Source organism: Psychrobacillus antarcticus, assembly GCF_029533155.1.
Taxonomy (GTDB): domain Bacteria; phylum Bacillota; class Bacilli; order Bacillales_A; family Planococcaceae; genus Psychrobacillus; species Psychrobacillus antarcticus.
Window position 1 is genome coordinate 21,337 of sequence record NZ_JAIZDB010000015.1, and the last position, 17,986, is coordinate 39,322.

Sequence of the window (17,986 nt, forward strand, 5' to 3'; positions counted from 1 at the left end):
CAAATTCTATTTAAGTAAAATTGAACACTCTCCACCTAGTTTAACACAAAACCATACAATCCGTAAAAGAGCAGAGTAAATTAAAAAAGTGGAAATCGTCCGAATAGTGATGGAAGGTTAATGTGAAAGTTGTAAAAACAATTAACAAAATTTGAATTTAGCTCTCGGCAGGTTCTTAGTTGGAATTATCGATACTTTAGTTGGAATATTATTATTTTTCCAGACTAGTGAGCATTTCTTTTTATCTACATAATCTAGCTGCCCAATCTAAAAAAATGTGATCCTAATAATAGGACCACATTTCGTTACTTCAATTATTTACTTAACAACCTCTGCGCAACGTGCACATAAAGTTGGGTGTGCTTCATTTGTTCCAACTGTTTCGGAAATTGTCCAGCAACGCTCACATTTTTCACCATCTGCTTTTTCTACTACAACTGAAGCACATTCTAATGCCAAGCTATTTGCAGGCGCTTCAGATTGAGCACCACCTAATTCAAACTTAGAAACGATGAATAACTGAGCGAAGTCAATCGCATCCGTATCAAACAATGTTTTATAATCATCATTTACATATAATGCTACTTTTGCTTCTAATGATTTACCGATCGTTTTTGCATTACGTGCTTCTTCCAATGCTTTTAATACATCGTCACGTATTTCCATAATTTTAGCCCATTTAGTTGCTAACTCTTTGAATTCTGGATAATCTACTGCTTCTGGCATATCCGTTAATTGTACACTTTCCGCCGTTTCATGCTCTAAATAAGCCCAAAGCTCATCTGTTGTATGAGGTAAAATAGGTGTTACTAATTTTAGTAGCGCTAATAATGTATCGTACATAACTGTTTGCATAGCACGACGATCTGGGTGATCCTCCCCGTAAATATAAACTACATCTTTTGCAATATCTAAGTAAAATGAACTTAATTCACTTGATACAAAGTTATTCACCGTATGGTATACACTTGCAAAATCATAGCGATCATATGCAGCTCTTACAGTAGTAATTACTTCTTGAAGCTTCATATACATAAATTGATCTACTTCACGAAGATCTTTAAATTCCACACGATTATTAACAGGGTGGAAATCGCTAATATTACCATGTAAGAATCGGAATGTATTACGGATTTTACGATAAACTTCGGATACTTGTTTGAAGATTGCATCAGAAACACGTACATCCGCAGTATAATCAACAGAAGCTACCCATAAACGTACAATGTCTGCTCCTAACTGATTCATCACTTTAGAAGGAACAATTACGTTCCCTAATGATTTACTCATTTTACGGCCATTTCCATCCAATGTGAAACCGTGGCTTAACAAACCTTTATAAGGAGCGTGGCCATGCATAGCAGTACTTGTGATTAATGAAGAGTTAAACCAACCACGATACTGATCCGACCCCTCTAGGTATAGGTCAGCTGGGAACACTAAATCATCACGTTCTTCAAGAACACCATGATGAGATGAGCCCGAGTCAAACCAAACATCCATAATATCTGTTTCTTTCGTAAAGATACCGTTCGGGCTTCCACTATGTGTATACCCTTCTGGTAGTAATTCCTTCGCTTCTCTTTCAAACCAAACATTAGAACCGTGCTCACGGAATAATTTAGAAACATGTGAAATAGTCTCTTCTGTCAGAATAGGTTCTCCATCTTCCCCATAAAACACTGGAATCGGAACTCCCCATACGCGTTGACGAGAAATACACCAGTCTCCACGGTCACGAATCATGTTAAATAAACGCGTCTCCCCCCATGCAGGAGTGAACTTCGTATCTCGAACTGCTTGAAGTAATTCATCTCTAAATGCTTCAATGGAAGCAAACCATTGTGCAGTTGCACGATAAATAACTGGTTTTTTCGTACGCCAGTCGTGTGGATATGAATGTGTAAAGAATGTAAGTTTTTCAAGAGCACCTGCAGCCTCTAACGCTTCAGTAATTGCTTTGTTCGCTGTGTCATAGAATAACCCTTCAAACCCAGGTGCTTCATCTGTCATTACACCGCGGTCATCAACTGGACAAAGAACCTCTAATCCGTAAGCTTTCCCTACGTAAAAGTCATCTTCCCCGTGACCAGGAGCTGTATGAACACATCCAGTACCAGATTCAGTAGTAACATGATCTCCTAAAATGATTAAAGAATCACGATCATATAATGGATGTTTTGCAACTAAGCGGTCCATTTCCTTCCCTAGTAGTGTCCGTTCCACTGTATATTCTTCCCAGCCTAATTCCTCCACAACAGATTTTACTAAATCTAGTGCAACAACAAAATTAGAACCGTTCGTTTTGACAACTGCATACTCCACTTTAGGGTCTAATGCAATAGCTAGGTTTGCAGGAATTGTCCATGGTGTAGTAGTCCAAATGATAAATTTTGTTCCTTCTTCAAGGACACCTTTACCTTCCGTCACTTCAAAGCTTACATAAATAGATGGTGATTTTTTATCTTGGTATTCAATTTCAGCTTCTGCTAATGCAGATTCACTTGATGGTGACCAGTAAACAGGCTTTAATCCTTTATAAATATATCCTTTTTTAGCCATTGAACCGAATACTTCAATTTGACGTGATTCAAACTCAGGAGTCAATGTAACATACGGATTTTCCCAATCTCCACGAACACCTAAACGTTTGAATTGAGAGCGTTGATTGTCGATTTGTTGATAGGCATATTCTTCACAAAGCTTTCTAAACTCTGCTAAAGACATTTCTTTACGTTTTACACCTTTATTCGTTAGCGCTTGCTCGATTGGAAGACCATGCGTATCCCAGCCTGGAACATAAGGGGCATGGTAACCTGTCATAGATTTGTGGCGGACAATCATATCTTTTAATACTTTATTTAATGCGTGGCCCATATGAAGATCGCCGTTCGCATAGGGGGGTCCATCATGCAATACAAAAAATGGTTGACCTTTTGTATGGTCTTGTACTTTTTTATAAATATCCTGCTCTGCCCATTTTGCTTGAATGTCTAATTCCTTCACCGGTAAGTTTCCACGCATTGGGAAATCAGTTTTTGGCATTAATAATGTGTCTTTGTATTCCATCTTATTACCTCCTAATTAATAAAAGCACGAGTACTTACTTTAAAAGTAGTACCGAAAACAAAAAAACTCCACATCCCAAAAAGGGACGAGGAGTTATGCTCGCGGTACCACCCTACTTGCGATTTGACTTAAAAATCGCCGCTTAGAATGCCATAACGGGGCACAAACCGAAGACACTTACTAAAAAGTTCAGTGCCCTTGCTCCAAAGTGATATTCTAAATAAGTTTCTTTTCCTGAGCTCTCACCATCCTCAAGTCGCTATGTCGAAAACAAATTTAGACGTCTTTTTCTACGCATACTATATGATATGAAATTATTATAGGTAAAGTATGACGATGAGTCAAGAAATGTTAATCTTCCGTCACAGATATACGATCAACGGCTTCCGTATCCACATCATATTGCATTAAATGATTCCAGTCATCTGTGTTGATCAAGTCTAGTTGAGCCTCGACTAACATTTTAAAACGATTTCGGAAAACTTTAGATTGTTTTTTCAAATCCTCAATTTCCATCGCAATTCTTCTAGCTTTCGTAAGAGCTTCATTGACAATGCGATCAGCATTTTTCTCTGCCTCTTTCACAATCAGTTTCGCTTCTTTTTGTGAATTGCGACGGACTTCTTCCGCTGCTTCTTGCGCTACAACAATGGACTTATGTAGTGTCTCTTCAAGCGAAGTAAAATGACCAACCTTTTCGCTTGAAGTTTTTAGGTTCGTTTCTAATTCCTTTTTTTCTTTCATCAAAATTTCAAGGTCTTTCATAATTTGATCAAGGAATTCATTTACTTCATCTTCATTGTATCCTCTAAATCCTTTACCAAATTCCTTATTATGTATATCAAGTGGTGTCAGTGGCATTTTAACATCTCCTCTACTTACTATTCTTGCATTCTTTCTACCATTATACATTTTCAAGGAGGTGAAAACATCTAAATTTGAAATATTCTTATAAAAATCAGCTTTTTAGTTCTAACCTACCAATTTGTAATCGAATTTTTTCTTTTTTTGTTCTTCCTTCAATCATTATTAATTTTACTCTACCATGCCCTCTTATAGAAAGTAAATCAAGCTCTTGTAACTCAAGGGATACCTGATCTTTTTCAGACCAGTTCACTTTGACTTTCCCACTATGAATGAGGGATGCTGATTTTTGACGAGATATATTAAAAACCGAGGCAATTACTGTATCCAATCGGAGGGAACTAACCGTTAAAGTCTCGGTTATCCATTCCTCCTGTTGCTCAAAATAATTGATGGAATCTTCAATTTCGTCTATCTGAACTTTCACTTTCCCAATAGATGTGAAATTTGCTCGAACATAATCTAATACCTCTAAAGCAACAACGAATTGAATGGCACCTTCTTGTACGCGTATATCACCAAATTTACTACGATCAATTCCTAGTGACATCATTGAACCAAGAACATCCTTGTGCTTTAACGTTACAAATTTATTGGGATAATGAACTTCTACTACTCTCATAGAGAAATCGTTAGTCGATGCAATATAATAAGACGGAAACAGTAGTACTCTTTTCCTTTCAGCATCCTCCAGTGCACCTTCAGCGCTAGAACCAATATCTGCATATTGGCGACGAATGGAGTCTACGATAAATTGCTGTCTTGGATCTAGAAAGTCCGTCAACTTAGGAGCATATCGATCCTCTACTTCACGCATCATACTCACAACCTGCTCGATAAAAGGCTGTTCTTCTTTTCTAAAATGTTGCAATACATTTTCCATGGTCATATTTCCCTTTCAACTATAGTAAAAAACCCCACGGAAGTGAGGTTAGGTAACTATATTAGCTAAATAATATATACCTTTCATTGCTAGGTTTAATACAAAAATTGCTACGATAGGTGAGATGTCAATCATACCTAGTGGAGGAATAATCTTTCTAAACGGTTCTAAGTATGGTTCACATATTCTTCCTAAAAACTTTCCGAAACCCGATTGTTGAATGCTCGGTACCCATGACATTAAAATATATGCTATTAATGCATATGTATAGATTTGAACACCCCAACTTATTAAATATAAAACTAATCCCATAAGTTATTAATTCCACTCCTCTGTTAATCTAGGTCGTTATAGTAATAATCCGATATTGCGCCATCTACTTCTACAGAATCTGGTGCACAAAGGAATATATCCGTACCTATTCTTTGTATGTCTCCACCTAAAGCGTACACTGTTCCACTTAAAAAGTCGATTATTCGAATTCCCTGCTCCTTATCAATACGTTGCAGATTTACGATTACTGCTTTTTTACTTTTTAAGTGTTCAGATATATCCTGTGCTTCTGCATACACACGTGGCTCTATCAATATTACTTTTGATGACTTTTGTACGTTTTGAATACTTACAAGATTAGGAGTAATCGCTTCTTTAGGAATCGTATTGAATTTACGTTCTTTTGGTGCGGATTTTCCAGTTTGCTGTTTTATATTATTATCAACAGGTTTTTGATGCTGGGATCTTAATTGCTGCGCTTCTGATGCTTCTTCCTCTTCATCCAAGTAGAAGAAATTTTTCATCCAGTTTTTCATGCTCATACAATTCCCTCCCTCTCTTTTCCAACTAATGCTGTTCCGATTCTTATAAAAGTAGCACCTTCTTCAATTGCGATTTCATAATCCCCAGACATTCCCATGGAAAGTTCTGTGCAAGGTGTATTGGCTATTTTTTTAGCTGCAATTTTAATTTGCAGTTGTTTTAACCTTTGGAATACATCACGTATGATGGAGTCATCTTCCGTATTCGGAGCCATTGTCATCAAACCAATAATGCGAATGCGTTCATGGTTTTTGAGTTGATCTATAAATGCTTCTACTTCAGCAAAAGGCAATCCATGTTTTGACTCTTCTTGCGAGACATTTACTTGTACAAAACAATCTTTTGTGGAAGTAGCCCTTTTCTCAATCTCATCTGCTAAACTCATCCGGTCCAACGAATGTAGGAAGTTTATATTATTAATAACTGATTTAACTTTTCTTGTTTGTAAAGTACCTATGTAATGCCACCTGACATCATTAGAAATGTTAGAAATGGCATCTAACTTTTTCTGTAAACCCTCAGGTCTATTTTCTCCTAAGTGCAGAACACCATTGTCCATTACCTCATTAGTTCGATCAACCGAAACTTCTTTTGTTACAGCTATTAAAGTAACATCTTTTACCTTTCGATTAGAACGGTCGCTAGCATTTTGCATACGTTGTTTTATTTGTTCTAAATTTTGTTGTACGTTTGTCATTCGAAACCCCAACTTTTCATCTAATGTTTTATGTTTATTGTATCAATGAAAAGCCGTTTTATCAATGATGAACATTGTAAATCTATATTTTCGATACAATTATAACGTCTTTTCCAATTATTGCTATATTTTGTACTGCTATTTTCTTCGTGTCTCTTTTTTTATTAAAAAAAGTTGGATATGCGCCATTTTCCTCCACTAGAAATGAAATAATAAAGCCAGTGTCCTTATCAATTTCGGCATCGACAATATAACCTAGTAATTGGCCACTTTTCGCTTCTATTACTTCTTTTTGCTGTGCATCTGAAAATTTCATTCTTTGCCCCCTTTATACATTATATGAATGAAAATGAAAAAAACGCTCTTTTCTAGAAAGAAAAAAGCGTTTTAGCTAATTGATACCCTTATAAATTTAATTGACTTTGAATGCTCGATAAAGCACTTTTCTCTAATCGTGAAATCTGAGCCTGTGATAATCCTAAGTCCATTGCTATTTCTGTTTGTGTAGCTCCATAGTAAATTCTTTTTGTTAATATTTTCTTTTGTCTTGTATCTAGCTTCTGAAAACTTTCTTTCACAGTAAAATAAGTGACCCATTGATCTTCGGATACATCATTATCGCATAATTGGTCCATCATATAAATAGCGTCGCCACCATCACTGAATATTGGCTCTTGCAAAGATACTGGATCTTGAATGGCATCTAAAGCAATTAATATATCCTCTACCGGAATATCCAGTTCTTTCGACAAATCCTCCAAGGTTGGCTCTTGTAAATGCTCGTTTATAAACTGTTCCTTTGCTTTCATAGCTTTATATGCAATATCTCTTAACGATCTTGATACTCTTACTGAATGGTGATCACGTAAATGTCTTTTTATTTCTCCAATTATCATAGGAACTGCATACGTAGAAAAACGGACGTTATGCTTTAGATCGAAATTCTCAATAGACTTGATGAGTCCAATGCAACCAACTTGAAACAAATCATCTGCTTGTTCTCCTCGGTACGCAAACCTTTGAACTAGGCTTAATACTAACCTTAAATTACACATTACTAGCTCATCTTTAACAGAGTCTTCACCAGCTTGTAATCGAATAAATAATGCTTTCATTTCTTCATGCTTAAGTAAAGGAAGCTTAGATGTATCAATGCCGCATAATTCAACTTTTGTTCTCGTCATAGATCTTCCTCCGGACTTTTTAATTGTTCTAAGTCAGTTTGTCCGGTATATAAAAGATTATTCTAAAACGTTCTATCCAATTTCACCCATTAGGCAATTGGTTCGTTTAACAGCTCCTTTAAATCTAAAATGATTTTCTTTTCTAAACGAGATATATATGATTGCGAAATACCTAAATGATCGGCTACTTCTTTTTGAGTCATTTCTTCTTTACCATTTAAACCAAATCGACATTGCATAATATACTTCTCTCTATTTCCCAGTAAATTTATTGCTTCAAATACATGTTGGCGCTCTAGTTTCTTCTCCACATCCTCAATGATTAAATCCTCACTAGTACCTAAAATATCTGAAAGTAACAGTTCATTCCCGTCGGAATCAGAATTTAAAGGTTCATCAAAAGAAACTTCTGATTTCATACGATTAGTCTTTCTTAAATGCATTAATATTTCATTTTCTATACATCTAGAAGCATAAGTTGCAAGCTTGATACCTTTTTCGAGATTAAACGTCTCTACAGCCTTTATAAGACCGATAGAACCTATACTGATAAGATCTTCTATATTCGTATTTGTCTGATCAAATCTTCTCGCAATATAAACAACTAGTCTTAAGTTTCTTTCAATTAATACATCTCTAGCGTGGTCGTCGCCGTCCGCAAATGCTAGTAGCATTTCTCTCTCTTCGTCTCTAGATAACGGCTTAGGTAATGATTCATTGCCACCAATATAATGTACACTTTTTCGCCTAAAAGAAAGTACCCAGTAGTAAATTTTACGTAACCATTTCATCAGCATTACCCTACACTCCTTTTCTTCAAATGAAAATATGAGGAACTATGCAATATCCCATCTGCCTCATGTGGAAACTTTTCTTTCGCTTTTGTCATAACAATATATCCTTTAGGTAAAGTCTGACTGTCAACTAACCATTGATCATACTTAATACCAACAACCCATGTTTTATGCTTCTGAATCGTTGCAATTGGGATTAAACGTAATTTACTTGCATATTCTTTAGGAATCTTGTCTAATCCGGTCCTTCCATCAAACTCCCAATCACTAATTGCTGTAAAGAGCGCTTGTGGCAATATTTCTTTTAACATTTCTGCTGCCACAAAGTGGACAGGATCATTGGAAAGTGGTTCCGTACACACATTACCTGAGTCTATGAAAAGTGTCAGTTCTTTTGAAACGCCAAACAACGTAACCTCAGATGGATATAGGAGCTCCCTTTCTACATGTGCGATATTCAGATGAAGTACATGTTTGGCTAAAAAATATAAACCACCAGTAGCAATCAAAGCAAAGTTGATAATCATAAACCAATTACTACTATAGTTATACAAAGGTGCAATTGCAGTAAGTAAACCACCAGCAAAAACACTTGCCAATAACGTTAATATAATTGCTTTAACAATCTGTGAGCGTTTTTTCCAAAAAGCGATAGCAATCATTACAAAAAAAGATAAAAATATTGTACTCAAAGAATGAGAGAAAACAACTGTGATTACTCCAGCAGTTAGAGCAGATAGAAATAAATACTTTTTCTCATTTTCAATCCATCCTATTTTATTGGCAAATGCTAAAACGGTATAATTGAAAAAAGTATTTGTTACAATCATTACTTCCGCATACATAGTTTCCCTCCTTTTGACTAAAGCTTAGCATCTAAAGTGTAAGAAATTTGTCAAAATAACGTTCCAAAATGTTCTTTTTTTACGACATAATAATAATTTGGATTAATGGTGATTTTAACAAATAGGTACGTAAAGGTTATTTCCTCTAACTATTTAATACATATTCGGGAAAAAAACGCCTTTTCTTTTAATATTTAAACCTGTTTTTATTGTTTTCGAAAGGCCTAGGACAGACTTATTGCTATATGATTACCGTTGGATTTTTTAAAGAGGTTGGTCGTGACTGACGTCACGACCAACCTCTTTTTTCACGATAATTTTATGGCTTTTGACTGTCTGTCGCCCTCCTACAACTATAAAAAACAGGTTAGTTCATTTTTGGGTAACTAGAGATATGAAACTCTCCTATTCATAATAGAAGCTCACGAAGATACAATTTCGTTCGCTCTTTCGCTTCTTTATTTAGGTAGCACTAACTATTTCTTTTTTTCCACTAGATAAGAGAAAATCTACTTTCTTCCTCTTTCCTTATAGAATAGTATCCCTAATTAAAAAGACAATTTTATCCCTTCAATAACTTGGACTACTCTAATCATCTTAGCGAGAGGCTATGCAATATCCCCTACTAGAGTACTACTCAAGTAGGGGGCGAACTGTTTAGCTGACGCAATTATTAAGCTCCACAGGTACTTACGTATCCCCCGGCTAGTGACGCAATTAATACGTGGTTAAAATTAGTGTTCAAAAAAAGAAAGAACAATTACTCTGTTCCTTTTGGGTTATATTTTATCTTTTATTTCTTCTCTTTAATTGGATTAAAGTTATTAATACACCTAAATTTATTACTATTAGGATAGGAAACCCGAAGTAAAGAACATAAAGTATCCAGTTCAATGCATCCTTTTCAGAAAGTAATTCCATTTTATTCACCTCAAGTAAGCGTATGAAGAAAACTATACTATGATGCTCATTACGACCAAAGTGTATATTAAAAGATTAGTATCAACCTTTATCTTTAACATAGCCTAAATATAGGAAAAACCGGGCAAAAAAACGCCCGGTCCTTTAAGTAAAATGTAGAAATGCCATTGATTTCTGCTCGTGTACACGGTACATTTTTATATACTTTCTTATCTTTTAAAAAAGCAACCACCGAGGTGATTGCTTTTTTAATGTATTAGTTTCTGCGTTGACGATTTCTTAAGAATGTTGGGATATCTAATGCATCATCTTGTTGGTTATGAGATACATGTCGTTCTTGCTGAGGTGCTTGTTGTTGTTGTTGCGGCACTTCTTCTTTACGTTGTTCACGGATAGGTGCTGTTGCAGTTGGTTGTGGTGCTCTGTTCCCACCAAAACCTGTGCTACGTGGTTGTTTTTGTGTTACATGTTCTTCGTTAAATCCAGTTGCAATTACCGTGACAACTATTTCATCTTTCAAGTTATCATTAATAACCGAACCGAAGATCATATTAACTTCTTCATCTGAGGCAGAGGCAACAATATCCGCTGCTTCTTGAACTTCAAACAGACTTAAATTAGAACCACCCGTAATATTCATCAAGACACCAGTTGCACCATCGATGGATGTTTCAAGTAGTGGACTTGAAATAGCTTTTTTCGCAGCTTCTGCAGCACGATTTTCTCCTGCAGAAATACCAATACCCATTAGAGCCGCGCCTTTATTGGACATAATTGTTTTTACATCTGCAAAGTCAAGGTTGATAAGACCAGGTACTGCGATCAAATCAGAAATACCTTGAACCCCTTGACGTAAAACATTATCCGCTTCTCTGAATGCTTCAATCATCGGCGTGTTTTTGTCAACTATTTCTAACAAACGGTCATTTGGAATGACGATTAATGTGTCTACTGACTCTTTCATCATACCAATCCCACCAACTGCTTGCGTAGAACGTTTACGACCTTCAAAAGTAAATGGACGAGTTACAACACCTACTGTTAATGACCCTAAATCACGTGCAATTTGAGCAATAACTGGTGCTGCACCAGTTCCAGTACCGCCACCCATACCCGCTGTGACAAAGACCATATCTGCTCCTCTCAGAGCTTCCTCGATCAATTCTTTACTTTCTTCGGCAGCTTTTTTCCCTACTTCAGGGTTTGCTCCTGCACCAAGACCGCGTGTTAGTTTTCCACCAATTTGTAGCTTTACTTCGGCTTTTGACATATTAAGAGCTTGGGCATCTGTATTAACAGCGATGAAATCTACCCCTTGAACACCATGTTCAATCATGCGATTTACAGCGTTGTTACCGCCACCACCGACTCCAATAACTTTAATGACCGCTAATTGATCTTCATTTGTTTCAAATTCTAACATGCTATTGCCTCCTATGCTCTCTCTGCTACGATTAAGGGATTATTATTCAAAAAATTTGTCAAAAAATCTCTTTGCTTTTGTCATTGCACTATCTTTGTGTTCATTAGTCATTTGAGCAGTTTGTTTTTGTTTTTTAGATACGGCAACCGCTTCATTTGAAACCGAATGCGCTAACGCATGGCTACTACCAATTTTACCATAGAAAAGGTCTTCTTTATAGGCATATCTTATAAGACCAACTGCAGTCGTATATTGTGGCTCACGAACTCCAATATAATCTGGAGTGTATAATCTCACTCGTGTTTGGAGAATATGCCTAGCAAGCTGTCCTAAGCCTTCCAGTTTAGAAACCCCACCAGTAATAACTACCCCTCCTGGTAAGTCCTGTAAACCAAGTCGATAAAATTCTTCCAGAACCAGTTCAAATAGTTCTTCTAGTCGAACTCCAATGATTTCAGCAATATACCGTTGAGAGTATTGTTCTTTCATATCTGCCCCTATTACTGGTACTTCAAATAATTCATCATCCGAAGCGTCATCATAGAAGGCATGTCCATATTTTAATTTAATCATTTCTGCTTGTTCCGTTGGTGTTTTCAATACTATCGATAAATCTTTTGTAACATGATCCCCACCAACAGGAATAACAGAAGTATTGATTAAGTGACCTTCATTGAAGATGGCAATTGTCGTGGAACCCCCGCCTATATCAATATAAGCTGTGCCATGATTTTTTTCATCTTCTGTTAAAGCGAAATAACCTCCAGCTAAAGGCTGTAAATAAATTTCTCTTATTTGGAGACCAGCTCTTTCTACACATCTTAACACGTTATGTAAAATTGTTTTAGATGTAGTCATCATTATACCGTCTAGCTCTAGACGAGTACCAATCATCCCCCGAGGATCTTTAATCTCCTCTAAGTGATCGACGATGAATTGTTTTGGTGCTATATTAATAAGCTCTCTTTCAGGAGGGATTGACATCACTTGTGCAGACTCAATCACACGTTCTAAGTCTCCATCTGTTATTTCTCTATCCTCTCTATTAACAGCAACTACACCTTTAACATTTTGTATATTTGCCATATTTGCTGGAATGCCTAATACGATTTCATGAATAGACATGCCAATCATTCTTTCGGCTTCACTAACAGCTTTTTTGATAGATTGTACGGTTGCGTCTATATCTACAATGGTGCCTTTTCTTATTCCGTTTGATTTTACATTTCCTACGCCTATTACATGCAGCGAGTCATCATTCATTTCGCCGATTAAGACCTTAATCGAAGACGACCCAATATCTAGTGATACGTATAATTCTGATTGATTCAACCCGTGGCACCTCCTAATAACTCTTATTTATTATTCTAGTGTAAAAATGATATAAAGTCTAAAATTTTCTAAAGAAATAGTCAATTTACACATATAAACTTATTGATTTTTTCTTTCTGACCATTTTGTCAGCATAATTCGACGAATAACTGCTATATTTTGAAATAATCGCACACCAAACGCAAAAATTGCAGCTAAGTATAAATCTATCCCCAAGTGTACGCCTAAAAATGCTAAAGCTGCGGCAAGACCTATGTTAAAGAAAAATCCTGAAACAAATACTTTGTCATCATAAACATGCTGGAGATGAGCACGTATTCCACCAAATAGAGTATCGAGTGCTGCCAATACCGCTATTGATAAATAACTTTCATATATTTCAGGAATCTGTATTTCCGTTAATAAACCGAGGGAAATCCCAAGTATCAGCCCTAATAATGGCAACCACATTTCATGACTCCCCTTCTGGTACTTCTTTTAAAAATCGGTTGTTTATTGTTTGGTCAAAAGCTGAAATGGTGATCTTGTGCTCGGGCTCCCCAATCTTAAGCTTTAAATTGTCGATATAGAAATCATCACCAATTGTTGAAGCCTCCAATTGATTGTACATTTTTTGTGCATCTTCGAAAGTGGATGTTCCAATTTTAATCGTAAATGGAGCATTTCTGACGGATATATTATTCACTGTAGTTTTACCATTTACATCTCTTATTGGTGAAGAATATATAATTCGTTTACCATCCACTTCTATATCTTTTGCTTTGAAACGATTAATTTCATTGATCAAACGAATAAGTAAATCTGGTGAAATGCCTTCTACAGGTTGTCCAAGTGCAATGCTTTCTAATGATGGCTCTACTTTTATAGTGAGTCCTGGACCGGTATATTCATCTAGACCAATATCTTCTTTTAGTTGCTCCACAGTATCTTTTAATGCGAATTCCGCACTCTCATTTACCATGTTCTCATACTTAAGAATTGTTTGATCTAACATATAAACTTCGGACAGTAACTCGGAGTGTGTTTCTGTTTCTACCGATAGCTCTTGACGAATAGCCCATATGTCTCTTGTGTCTCTAGTTTTAGGATCTTGTACGGTGTTATATTGTACCGATAACATAAAACCAATTATCAACAAAATTATGGTGAACCGAATATAGACGGTTTTTTTCATTATTCGGCCTCCTTCACTACTTAGCTATAATCATCATCCCTGAGAGCAGGCATAGTTATTAAATCTTTTTCGCCAACAGTAACCACTATATTATCACTAGTAAGCTGGTCCACTACGCCTCCACCTAAATTCACGGAAGCAAGCAATACTTTTGGATCTCCTACTGCTTCTATCGTAAATGGGGCGGGAAAGGTATTCCCATCTACTACAATTACAGGGCCTGTACATCTTATATAAGAGTTTGCATGAAGTCGCTGACCATTAATGGAAATTGCTTCTGCACCAGATATTTTCAATTCATTGATCACTTTAAAAACATGACTCTCATGTACGATATAATCATTTGGGTTTTCTTGAGAAGGGTTATAAGCCCCGTCTTCCAATGAAACAGTTATACCTTTTCCTCGAGATGGAATATCACCAATTAATAATCGAAGTAATTCTGCTTCTTCCACTAGCTCTTCTACACTTTCTTCACTTTCTACAAAAGAATGTTCATAATCTCGAATTTTTTGCTGCTTAACAATAATTTCTTCCGTTAACTCTTTGTTTCGTTCTTTTTGTTCTACTAATTTTTCTCTATATTTTTCTTGTTCTTGGAACCCCGAGACATCTGAAGCATTTTCTCTTGTGTCCTCAGAGGATATGCTATAAGAATAAGCAAGTATAAACCCTAACACTAAACTTACTATCGATATAGTGATAAGTCCTCTAGAGGGCACTTTAAGGAGTTTAGTCTTCTTCATTTTCGACAATCTCCTCCTCAATTGGGACATTGTACACATCTACATACGGTTGAAAAAATGTTCCAACTTCTAAATCTATAATCCCTTTCACTTCTGGATTCAGCTGTGAAACTATGGACGGATAAAAACTCATTTTCTCTCCGAATGATGGAATGATTGCCTTAACTTCATTGCCATCATTCATATATACTTGAATAGAATAGGCATCATTTTCCGTTGGCGTGTAGTTTATTTGAGAAATATTCCTTAATACTTCACTGTCTAAGGTTTTTAATTCTTTTATCATCCTCAACCGAATTTTCTCATTTTTAAAATCTCTAAAAATGGGACCATCTTTAGGTATAACTAGTCCATCTGTTTTAATAATCTGTCCATTTTCTAAAATAATATGAAGAAAATCTTCATCTTCTAAATAACCAATTTGTTTAAATTCATTTACCTGTATGTGAACGGTCGTTAACCATTCACGTTTGACTTGTACAGATTCTACCCATGCATTACCTGCCACTAGGTTTTCAATTTTACTTTCATTAAAACTCCACATCGATTCGCCAATAGTCAAGGTACTATCCTCTATGTACAATTGTTTCGGAACTAGTTTTTCACCGGTTAATGTGATTTTTTGAATTTGACTATACGAAGATTGAAAATATAAAACTATCAACAATGTAGTAACAAAGAGAAAAAGTAGAATGGAAAATTTTTTATTTGTTCTACGTCTTCTGCGCTCTTTAAGTGTAGGTATACGATCTTCAATATCGATGATTTTTTCCATTCTACCGCCTCCCTTCTTTGTCAGTTGCTAGATTTAAAATAATTCCAATAATCCCCCATGTCATCACTAGTGAAGATCCCCCATAACTAATGAATGGCAAAGTTACTCCCGTCACTGGCAATAAACCGGTTACTACCCCCATATTTAGAAATGTTTGTACCGCTAACAGGGAGGTAAATCCAATAATCATCAACTGCCGTTCGCGTGTTTTTGCAATTGCAGCCATCGTAAAACTCGTTGTAAAGAAAGAAACAAATGCAAGTATGATTATGAATCCCCCGATGAAACCCGTTTCTTCTAACAGAATAGAAAAGATGAAATCATTTTGAGGTTCTGGCAAATATAAAAACTTCTGACGGCTGTTTCCATAACCAAATCCGAATAATCCGGCTGGACCTATTGCCAACAATGATTGGATGGCCTGAAAGCCAGAGCCAAGTGGATCGTTCCAAGGATCTAAAAATGCTTGAATTCGTACAAGTCTATAGGGTGCTGAAACGATTAATAATACAAAAGCAATAATTCCACTCATCCCTATCCAGAGGAAGAATTTAAAAGGAAGACCTGCTGCAAACAATAAAAAGAAAACAGCAACGACCAGAACAAAGGCTGAACCAAAGTCAGGTTGAACCATGATAAAACCAATGGGCAATAAGAGCAGGAATGCACTTTGAATATACATTTTCTTCCTAGACTTTTTTTCATTTGTGAGAGAGCTAGCTAAAACTCCTAAAACAGCTATTTTAGCTAACTCAGCTGGTTGAAAGTTCATAAATCCAAGTGATATCCAACTTTGAGACCCATTTCGAACTACTCCAATACCAGGGATCAATACACCAATTAGTAAAAGGATTGCAACTACGTATAACCCTTTCCAAAAATTATCTGAGCGTATGATGCTCGACCTTTGAATAATATAGGCTCCAACAATCCCTACAACTAAATATGCTGCTTGTTTTAACGCAAATGGCGTTTGCCCTTTATAGTGGACTTCGCTCCAATAGGAACCTGCTGAATGGACAAAGAATATACCAATGATGGATAAAAACAATACAGAAGATAGGAAAATAACTTTTTTTGTATCTTTCGTTTAGGTCATCCTTTCATTATTCTTCTAAAGAAATAACTCGCTCGATAAACTCTTCTCCACGTATTTCAAAGCTTTCGTATTGGTCCCAACTTGCACAAGCAGGAGATAGTAATACAATATCCCCTTCTTCTGATGCAGCTATTGCCATTTCAAATGCTTCTCCTAATGTCTGAGCGCTAACTACTGAAGATATTCCCTGCGCTTCTCCAAAGTTCTGCAATCGATCTTTAGTTGATCCATAGTGGACTAACGCTTTCACACGATCTAGGTATGGTATTAATTCGTCAAATGAATGTCCACGGTCCACACCACCTGCTATTAATATAACTGGCTCCGTGAATCCCTCCAAAGCACTTTTCGTAGCAAGTGCATTTGTAGCTTTTGAATCATTATAAAACTTGCGTTCCTTCCATTCCCTGATGAACTGAGTCCGATGCTTAACTCCATGGAACGTCGATAGCACTTGTATAATAGCCTCTACAGAACAATTCATCAACAATGCGGTAGCCGTTGCAGCTAATACATTTTCTAAATTATGTTTACCCCGCAAGGCAATAATCGATCGTTCAAACAAAGGATTGCCGTTCCAGTAAACAAATAAATCATCCGCACTAATACCTTCTTTAGTTTTACTACTTACATAAAAAGGTACTTTTGATGCCATACTCTTTTGGGCATAGTCCTGAACAATTTGCTGCTCCCCATTAAAAACTAGCCAATCGGTGGCATCTTGTTTTTGAGTAATTTTAAATTTTGCGTCTGTGTATTCTTGAAAATCCTTGTGATAATCTAAATGCGCCTCATATAAGTTAAGTAATACAGAAACTTTAGGCTTTAACTCTTCGGTACCCATGAGTTGGAATGAGGATAATTCGGTTACGATAATATTATCTGCTGTTGCTTCTCTTGCAACACTAGTTGCGACCGTACCTATATTTCCAGCTATTTTCGGTTTTTTATTGGCTGCTGCAAGCATGTCAAATATTAAGGTAGTCGTCGTAGTCTTTCCATTTGAGCCTGTAATTCCGATCATTGGAGCGTCGCTAATCCGGTAAGCTAGCTCTACTTCAGTCCAAACAGGAATTCCCCTTTTGTTTGCCTCTTCAATGACTGGATTTGTGTAAGGTATCCCAGGATTCTTGACGATTAGACTAAAACCTTCGTCTAATAGATCTTCCGGGTGACTTCCACAAATAACAGTTAGCCCTTTGGATAACAAATACTGCGCGTTTTCATTTTGCTCGAATGGCTTTGAATCATTGACAGTAACAAAAGCTCCTAAATCATGAAGAGTTTCTGCAGCTGCAGTACCACTTTTAGCTAATCCTAAAACGAGTATTTTTTTATGATATACAATCGGTAATTTTTTCATA

18 protein-coding genes and 1 other annotated feature are annotated in these 17,986 nt (G+C 36.3%); all 18 genes read right to left on the minus strand.

The genetic code is table 11. The annotated features are described in order from the left end of the window. Window positions 1-318: 318 nt before the first annotated feature. Window positions 319-3,069 (minus strand): isoleucine--tRNA ligase, encoded by a 2,751-nt coding sequence (ileS, locus tag LDK52_RS09475; RefSeq protein ID WP_277585717.1) that lies wholly within the window; start codon window positions 3,067-3,069, stop codon window positions 319-321. A gap of 78 nt (window positions 3,070-3,147) precedes the next feature. After that, window positions 3,148-3,371 (minus strand) — a binding site (T-box leader). 49 nt (window positions 3,372-3,420) lie between these two features. Further along, complete coding sequence (locus LDK52_RS09480; RefSeq protein ID WP_277585718.1) at window positions 3,421-3,930, minus strand: DivIVA domain-containing protein; 510 nt, start codon at window positions 3,928-3,930, stop codon at window positions 3,421-3,423. Window positions 3,931-4,027: 97 nt separating this feature from the next. Then, the gene (locus tag LDK52_RS09485) at window positions 4,028-4,816 is read right to left on the minus strand and encodes a YlmH family RNA-binding protein (RefSeq protein WP_277585719.1); all 789 of its coding nucleotides are present in this window, start codon (window positions 4,814-4,816) and stop codon (window positions 4,028-4,030) included. 48 nt (window positions 4,817-4,864) lie between these two features. After that, a complete protein-coding gene (locus LDK52_RS09490) occupies window positions 4,865-5,128 on the minus strand; it encodes a YggT family protein (RefSeq protein WP_277585720.1) in 264 nt (87 codons plus the stop codon). A 23-nt stretch (window positions 5,129-5,151) separates the two neighbouring features. Further along, window positions 5,152-5,631 carry a cell division protein SepF gene (locus LDK52_RS09495; protein WP_277585721.1) on the minus strand — a complete coding sequence of 160 codons (480 nt, stop codon included), beginning with the start codon at window positions 5,629-5,631 and terminating at the stop codon, window positions 5,152-5,154. Then, entirely contained in the window at window positions 5,628-6,329 is a 702-nt protein-coding gene (locus tag LDK52_RS09500) for a YggS family pyridoxal phosphate-dependent enzyme (protein ID WP_277585722.1), read from the minus strand. Before LDK52_RS09500 ends, LDK52_RS09495 begins: the two co-directional genes overlap by 4 nt. 82 nt (window positions 6,330-6,411) lie before the next feature. Next, window positions 6,412-6,645 (minus strand): YlmC/YmxH family sporulation protein, encoded by a 234-nt coding sequence (locus LDK52_RS09505; protein ID WP_277585723.1) that lies wholly within the window; start codon window positions 6,643-6,645, stop codon window positions 6,412-6,414. An 88-nt stretch (window positions 6,646-6,733) separates the two neighbouring features. Beyond that, window positions 6,734-7,513, minus strand: coding sequence for an RNA polymerase sporulation sigma factor SigG (sigG, locus tag LDK52_RS09510; protein ID WP_277585724.1), 780 nt, complete (start codon window positions 7,511-7,513; stop codon window positions 6,734-6,736). An 89-nt stretch (window positions 7,514-7,602) separates the two neighbouring features. Continuing rightward, on the minus strand, window positions 7,603-8,310 hold the full coding sequence (gene sigE / locus LDK52_RS09515) for an RNA polymerase sporulation sigma factor SigE (protein WP_277585725.1): 708 nt from the start codon (window positions 8,308-8,310) through the stop codon (window positions 7,603-7,605). Continuing rightward, on the minus strand, window positions 8,310-9,152 hold the full coding sequence (locus tag LDK52_RS09520) for a sigma-E processing peptidase SpoIIGA (RefSeq protein WP_277585726.1): 843 nt from the start codon (window positions 9,150-9,152) through the stop codon (window positions 8,310-8,312). The genes sigE and LDK52_RS09520 overlap by 1 nt, the downstream gene beginning before the upstream one ends. A gap of 1,177 nt (window positions 9,153-10,329) precedes the next feature. Beyond that, on the minus strand, window positions 10,330-11,496 hold the full coding sequence (ftsZ, locus tag LDK52_RS09525) for a cell division protein FtsZ (RefSeq protein ID WP_277585727.1): 1,167 nt from the start codon (window positions 11,494-11,496) through the stop codon (window positions 10,330-10,332). A gap of 42 nt (window positions 11,497-11,538) precedes the next feature. Continuing rightward, a complete protein-coding gene (gene ftsA, locus LDK52_RS09530) occupies window positions 11,539-12,828 on the minus strand; it encodes a cell division protein FtsA (protein WP_277585728.1) in 1,290 nt (429 codons plus the stop codon). Between the two features lie 99 nt (window positions 12,829-12,927). Then, window positions 12,928-13,278 carry a small basic family protein gene (locus LDK52_RS09535; protein WP_211893547.1) on the minus strand — a complete coding sequence of 117 codons (351 nt, stop codon included), beginning with the start codon at window positions 13,276-13,278 and terminating at the stop codon, window positions 12,928-12,930. Window position 13,279: 1 nt separating this feature from the next. After that, complete coding sequence (locus LDK52_RS09540) at window positions 13,280-14,002, minus strand: DUF881 domain-containing protein (protein WP_277585729.1); 723 nt, start codon at window positions 14,000-14,002, stop codon at window positions 13,280-13,282. Between the two features lie 20 nt (window positions 14,003-14,022). Further along, a complete protein-coding gene (locus LDK52_RS09545; RefSeq protein ID WP_277585730.1) occupies window positions 14,023-14,748 on the minus strand; it encodes a DUF881 domain-containing protein in 726 nt (241 codons plus the stop codon). Then, entirely contained in the window at window positions 14,735-15,523 is a 789-nt protein-coding gene (locus LDK52_RS09550; RefSeq protein ID WP_277585731.1) for a cell division protein FtsQ/DivIB, read from the minus strand. Before LDK52_RS09550 ends, LDK52_RS09545 begins: the two co-directional genes overlap by 14 nt. A 1-nt stretch (window position 15,524) precedes the next feature. Continuing rightward, window positions 15,525-16,574: an FtsW/RodA/SpoVE family cell cycle protein gene (locus tag LDK52_RS09555; RefSeq protein WP_320415359.1), complete on the minus strand. Its 1,050-nt coding sequence runs from the start codon at window positions 16,572-16,574 to the stop codon at window positions 15,525-15,527. Between the two features lie 55 nt (window positions 16,575-16,629). Then, complete coding sequence (gene murD, locus LDK52_RS09560) at window positions 16,630-17,985, minus strand: UDP-N-acetylmuramoyl-L-alanine--D-glutamate ligase (RefSeq protein ID WP_277585732.1); 1,356 nt, start codon at window positions 17,983-17,985, stop codon at window positions 16,630-16,632. Window position 17,986 lies beyond the last annotated feature (1 nt).